At 50.8% G+C, this 5,423-nt stretch carries 6 protein-coding genes and 1 tRNA gene; 5 read left to right on the forward strand and 2 right to left on the reverse strand.

Going from position 1 to position 5,423, the window contains the following annotated elements; translation table 11 throughout:
* Window positions 1-482: 482 nt before the first annotated feature.
* Complete coding sequence (locus Q0L39_RS10390; protein WP_296628965.1) at window positions 483-1,538, forward strand: NAD(P)-dependent alcohol dehydrogenase; 1,056 nt, start codon at window positions 483-485, stop codon at window positions 1,536-1,538.
* A 62-nt stretch (window positions 1,539-1,600) separates the two neighbouring features.
* Here Q0L39_RS10390 and Q0L39_RS10395 read toward each other — a convergent pair whose 3' ends face one another.
* The gene (locus Q0L39_RS10395; protein WP_296628967.1) at window positions 1,601-2,914 is read right to left on the reverse strand and encodes an alpha-amylase family glycosyl hydrolase; all 1,314 of its coding nucleotides are present in this window, start codon (window positions 2,912-2,914) and stop codon (window positions 1,601-1,603) included.
* A 72-nt stretch (window positions 2,915-2,986) separates the two neighbouring features.
* On the opposite strand from Q0L39_RS10395, the gene Q0L39_RS10400 reads away from it, so the two are divergent.
* From Q0L39_RS10400 to Q0L39_RS10410, 3 genes are all read left to right on the forward strand, one after another.
* Entirely contained in the window at window positions 2,987-3,232 is a 246-nt protein-coding gene (locus Q0L39_RS10400; protein ID WP_296628969.1) for a hypothetical protein, read from the forward strand.
* A complete protein-coding gene (locus tag Q0L39_RS10405; RefSeq protein ID WP_296628971.1) occupies window positions 3,204-3,584 on the forward strand; it encodes a DUF5655 domain-containing protein in 381 nt (126 codons plus the stop codon). Before Q0L39_RS10400 ends, Q0L39_RS10405 begins: the two co-directional genes overlap by 29 nt.
* Before the next feature lie 244 nt (window positions 3,585-3,828).
* Window positions 3,829-4,557: a transglycosylase SLT domain-containing protein gene (locus Q0L39_RS10410; protein ID WP_296628972.1), complete on the forward strand. Its 729-nt coding sequence runs from the start codon at window positions 3,829-3,831 to the stop codon at window positions 4,555-4,557.
* A gap of 89 nt (window positions 4,558-4,646) precedes the next feature.
* Here Q0L39_RS10410 and Q0L39_RS10415 read toward each other — a convergent pair.
* Window positions 4,647-4,722: transfer RNA gene (locus Q0L39_RS10415), tRNA-Thr, on the reverse strand.
* 249 nt (window positions 4,723-4,971) lie between these two features.
* Here Q0L39_RS10415 and Q0L39_RS10420 point away from each other — a divergent pair.
* Window positions 4,972-5,423: MgtC/SapB family protein (locus tag Q0L39_RS10420; RefSeq protein WP_296628974.1), on the forward strand; the 452-nt coding region annotated here is incomplete at its 3' end.

The following is a 5,423-nucleotide window of genomic DNA, read 5'->3' on the forward strand; positions in this document are numbered from 1 at the left end:
CCTACAACTATGATGAGATTGTTGTAGTCGACCTGCGTACGCTGGCAAAGAGTGTCAGCGAGCTGATGAACGAGGATTTTGACGACATCTTTGTGATGTACAATTTCTCCACCTTCATCTCGGATGCAAGCAACCTTGCAAAGTTGAAATACTAGCAAAAAAGGATGGCAGAAGCCATCCTTTTTTGCTGCACAGGGAAAGCCTCTTATCATACAAGTTTTGCCTGCATGTTTAATCTTCCCTCAGCAAAGACATACTTGCTCGAGAAGATAGACCAAGTCTCAGCTGGGCTGCAATTTTTTCCGTTTTGTTTTAGCATGCGAAATTAAATATGGATAAAATGTAAAGAGATTATAATTTTGTTATGAATTTAACGATTCATTTATTGACCTCGCGACAGATCAGTGTTAGAATAAATATATAAAATTTATTCTTGATGTGAATAAATTATTGTAATTTCATAATAAGGGAGGATTTTCATCATGAAAGGTTTTGCAATGCTGGGAATTGGTCGCGTAGGCTGGATTGAAAAGGACAAGCCTGTCTGCGGTCCGCTGGATGCACTGGTTGAGCCAATCGCTGTTTCGCCGTGTACATCGGACATTCATACCGTATGGGAAGGCGCCATCGGTGACCGCCACGACATGATTCTGGGACACGAAGCGGTCGGACGGGTCGTCGAAGTTGGTTCGCTGGTCAAGGACTTTAAGCCTGGAGACAGAGTCATCGTTCCAGCCATCACACCGGATTGGGCGTCGCTGCAGGCACAGGGCGGCTATTCGATGCACTCGGGCGGAATGCTGGCAGGATGGAAGTTCTCCAACTTTAAGGACGGTGTGTTCGGGGAGCTGTTCCACGTCAACGAGGCCGACGGAAACCTGGCAAAACTGCCTGACAGTCTGGACCCAGCGGCAGCAGTCATGCTCAGCGATATGGTGCCGACCGGTCTGCACGGTGTTGAGCTGGCAGATGTGCAGTTCGGCGACACCGTCTGTGTCATCGGTATCGGTCCTGTCGGTCTGATGTCGGTTGCCGGTGCTGCTATCCGCGGCGCATCCCGACTGTTCGCCGTCGGTTCCCGTCCAAACTGCGTTGCGCTGGCGAAGGAATACGGCGCAACCGACATCATCAACTACCGCGACGGCGACATCGTCAAGCAGGTGATGGAGCTGACCAAGGGTCAGGGTGTTGACCGCGTCATCATCGCAGGCGGTGACAACGATACCTTCGCACAGGCCATCGACATGCTCAAACCAGGCGGCCGCATCGGCAACGTCAACTATCTGGGTTCGGGCGACTTTGTCAAGATTCCACGTGTGGAATGGGGCTGCGGCATGGGCCACAAGACCATTGCGGGCGGCCTGATGCCCGGCGGCCGTCTGCGCATGGAGAAGCTGGCTTCGCTGATGGAAACCGGCAGACTTGACCCAGGCAAGATGCTGACCCATCGCTTCGAGGGCTTTGAAAATATGGAAAAAGCGCTGATGCTGATGAAGGACAAACCAAAGGATCTGATCAAACCAGTCGTTATCATCTAAAGAAAAAGAACGAGGCTTCCTCCCGTGGTGGGAGGAAGCCTCGTTTTGCTGTTACCATAAATTTAGCGCTCGGTTTTCCAGAAGGCGACCGAGTAAGGAGCAAGCTCCGAGCCGCCGCCAAAGTCGTGCAGCTTTCCGGTGATGAGATCGACCGCCTGACCGCAGCGCGCGTCGAAGTGCGCCACATAGGGCTGGTCGTCGATGTTGATGGCGACCAGTACCCGTTCATCCTCAAAGATGCGCTCCCAGATGGCCTGACGGTTGGTCAGCACCAGCTGCTTAAAGTCGCCGTAACAAAGTGCCTTGCTTTCGCGGTGAGCTTTTGCCATGCGTGCAATCAGTTCGGTCAGCTCGTTTACCTGTGGTGCATCAAAGCATGGGCGCAGATTGTCGTCGCTGCCAGGTGTTTTGACGCCTTCGCAGGCCCATTCGCTGCCGTAGTACAGACAAGGGATGCCAGGCATTCCAAACAGCATCCCGTACAGCTGGGACAGATGACGTTTGTCCTGCAGGATGGAGGCAGCACGGGTGACGTCGTGGTTGTCTACAAAGCTCAGCAGGTGCTTGCCGCGGTACAGTGTCCAGTTTTCCGGTCCGAACTGCCGCAGCAGCGAGTGGGTGATTTCAAACAGGTTGTGGCTGTTGCAGGAGGAGTAAAGACCCTTGTAGCACTCGTAGTTGGTGCAGGAGTGCAGCATCTGGTCGTTGACGATCTGGTTGTAATCGCCGTGCAGCACTTCGCCGATCAGCACAAAGTCCGGCTTCAGCTGCTGGGTGAAGGTGCGCAGCTGGCGCAAAAAGTCACGGTCGAGCAGGTAAGCGACGTCCAGACGAAGTCCGTCGATGTCAAATTCCTCCACCCAGCCACGGATGCAGTCGAACAGATGGGCGACGACCGCAGGATTTTTCAGGTTCAGTTTGACCAGCTCATAATGACCTTCCCAGCCCTCGTACCAGAAGCCGTCGTTGTAGCAGGAGTTGCCGTCGAAGGACAGATGAAACCAGTCCTTGTAAGGGGAGTCCCACTTTTTCTGACGGACGTCCTCGAACGCCCAGAATCCGCGTCCGACGTGGTTGAACACGCCATCCAGCACTACGCGGATGCCCGCAGCGTGCAGCTTGCGGCAAACCTCGGCAAAGTCGGCGTTGGTTCCAAGACGGCAGTCGATGCGGCGAAAGTCGCGGGTGTCATAGCCGTGGCTGTCCGATTCAAACAGCGGCGAAAAATAGACTGCATTGCAGCCTAAATTGGCGATGTGATCCACCCAGTCGCCGACCTTGGCAATGCGGTTGACACATTGTCCGTCGTTTTGACGCGGTGCTCCACAGAAACCGATCGGATAAATCTGATAAAATACACTTTCATACGCCCACATGCAAAAAGTCCTCCTTTGTCAAATGCTGTCACACTGCGTTGGAAATTCATCGTATAAAAAGCATGCGCTGCTTTGGAAATCTTCAAACAAATTCCTTTTTCAGTATACGATAAAAATACGCTTTTGCCAATAGACAAGAATAAAAAATTGATGGTTTTGTGCAAAACATATAAGAATAAGGAGGTATCCCCACAGAATAACCGAGGAAATGAAGAGACGGAAAGAAATGGAACTGTACTTTTTGCAGAGATTTTGCTACAATGGAAAAAAGGCAAAAGGGGATGGAAGGATGACACAGGACGTTCTGATGTTTTTTGACAAGGACCCGAACATGCTGCCGCTGTATGAGGCGTTGGAGCAGCAGATTCTTTCCCGCATCGAAAATGTACAGCTGCGGGTGCAAAAGACGCAGATCAGCTTTTATAACCGGCATTTGTTCGCGGCAGTCGCGTTTTTAAAGGTGCGCAAGGCAAATCAGCGTCCGCCGCACTTTATCACCCTGACCTTTGGACTGAACTACCGCTTGGATTCCCCACGGATCGATGCTGCCACCGAACCCTATCCTGGTCGCTGGACCCATCATCTTCTGCTCGACAACATCGGACAGATCGACGATGAGCTGATGGGCTGGCTTTTGCAGGCGGCTGCATTTTCGGACAGCAAGCGATGAGGACAGCATAAAATTTAAAAACAGACAGCAGGCACAGACAACAGAAAAGGTTGTCTGTGCCTTTTTGCGTTTTGACAGAGATTCCTTGAAGGCAAGCACTACGGAAAAAAGAAAATCAATGCTATCGACACATCTTTTTTCCAAATTTTGCATAGCATCCATAGGTAGGTGTATAAAATCAAGACAGATGTCCTATCCTCTGGTTGATCGCCTCAGGGAAAGAGCCATAAAGGAGAACATATTCATGAAAAAAGCATTTTTGTCCGTATTGATGATGATTCTGATTGTCAGCGCAGTCTGCCAGCCATTGGTAGAAACTGCCTTTGCTTCGATGGAACCACCGTCAGAAACAAAACTGTTGGATACCACTTTGCAGAAAAAGAACGTTGAACAATCCATCGCAGAGCAGCCTGTCAAGCAGGAGAACACTGCTGCGAACGTCCGAACAAGAGAAGTACCGGAGCAGGAAAGTGTGCAGGCAGAAAAAGCGGCGACTGTACCGGAGAAGGAAAGCGTGCAGGCAGAAAAAGTGACGACTGCACCGAAGCATCAATCTGCTTCAGAGGAAGCGGCGGCGGTAATGGCAGAGGAAATCCCTCTGTCCGAGGAGCTGGTGCAGACGGCGCTGACTGCCTGCGAACAATATGAGGTGCCGCCGCAGCTGCTGTTTGCGGTGATGGAGGTGGAGAGCGGGTTTCAAACCGACGCACAAAACGGAGCCTGCACCGGATTGATGCAGATTCACAGCATCAACCTGCCGTATTTGCAGGAACAGATCGGAATCAATGACCTGAGCGATCCCGAGCAGAATATTCAGGCGGGAGCTTTTATCCTGGGCGGGTATCTTTCGCGTTACAATACAGAGGACAGTTTGATGGCCTACAATCTGGGGGAAGGCGGCGCAAAGAAACAGTGGGAACAGGGAATTCACGGGACTGCCTACACCGAGAAGGTGCTAAACGAGATGGAATAAAAAATGGACAGGGCGATGGAAAACATCGTGTCCTTTGGTCGATGAAAAAGAAAAAGCAGCGGTTTCTCAAAAGAGAAACCGCTGCTTTTTGGGGCTAGAGATGGGAATCGAACCCACGACCTGCTGATTACGAATCAGCTGCTCTACCGACTGAGCCACTCTAGCAAAGATTTTTTATCAAAAATCCGAACCTATTATACATGATAATAAAGGTAAGGTCAAGAGAAAACAGAAAAATTTTCCTTTCAAAACGGATTGGTTGCAATATTTCCTAATTTTATTGCAGAAACAGCTGCCTTTTCGGTAAAATTGACAAATGTGAAGAAACTGTGTTATACTAGGATACATTCTGATTCTGTACGGTATAGGTTGTGCGGTACAGCATAAAAATGGATGATGAAAGGAGAGAGGGTCATGATGGAATCTCTGGCTTCTTTTTTGCAGACCGAGCTGTGGGTGCAGCTGGAATTTTTGCTGCGCATTGTTGTAGCGGGTGTCTGCGGATTGTTTATCGGCCTGGAGCGAAAAAACCGCCTGAAAAACGCCGGACTGAAAACCCATCTGCTGATTGCGGTGACCAGCGCGCTGATGGTGATTATCTCCAAGTATGGATTCTCTGATGTGCTTTCGATGGGACTTTCGGTGGATGCTTCGCGTGTCGCAGCAAGTGTCGCCAGCGGCATCGGCTTTTTGGGCGCAGGACTGATTCTTGCCGGCAAGCACGAGGTCATCGGAGTGACCACTGCCGCCGGTGTCTGGGCGACGGTGGGAATCGGCATGGCGCTGGGTGCGGGAATGTACTTCCTCGGCATTGCTTCCACTATTCTGATTCTGGTCAGCCAGACCATTTTACATAAGCGGCTGAT

The sequence above is a fragment of the uncultured Negativibacillus sp. genome, assembly GCF_944388365.1.
Lineage (GTDB): Bacteria > Bacillota > Clostridia > Oscillospirales > Ruminococcaceae > Negativibacillus.

Bases quoted from the DNA above. Each gene is read 5' to 3' on its own strand.
- Q0L39_RS10390 (WP_296628965.1), top strand. From the start codon at position 483: ATGAAAGGTTTTGCAATGCTGGGAATTGGTCGCGTAGGCTGGATTGAA.
- Q0L39_RS10395 (WP_296628967.1), bottom strand. From the start codon at position 2,914: ATGTGGGCGTATGAAAGTGTATTTTATCAGATTTATCCGATCGGTTTC.
- Q0L39_RS10405 (WP_296628971.1), top strand. From the start codon at position 3,204: ATGACACAGGACGTTCTGATGTTTTTTGACAAGGACCCGAACATGCTG.
- Q0L39_RS10410 (WP_296628972.1), top strand. From the start codon at position 3,829: ATGAAAAAAGCATTTTTGTCCGTATTGATGATGATTCTGATTGTCAGC.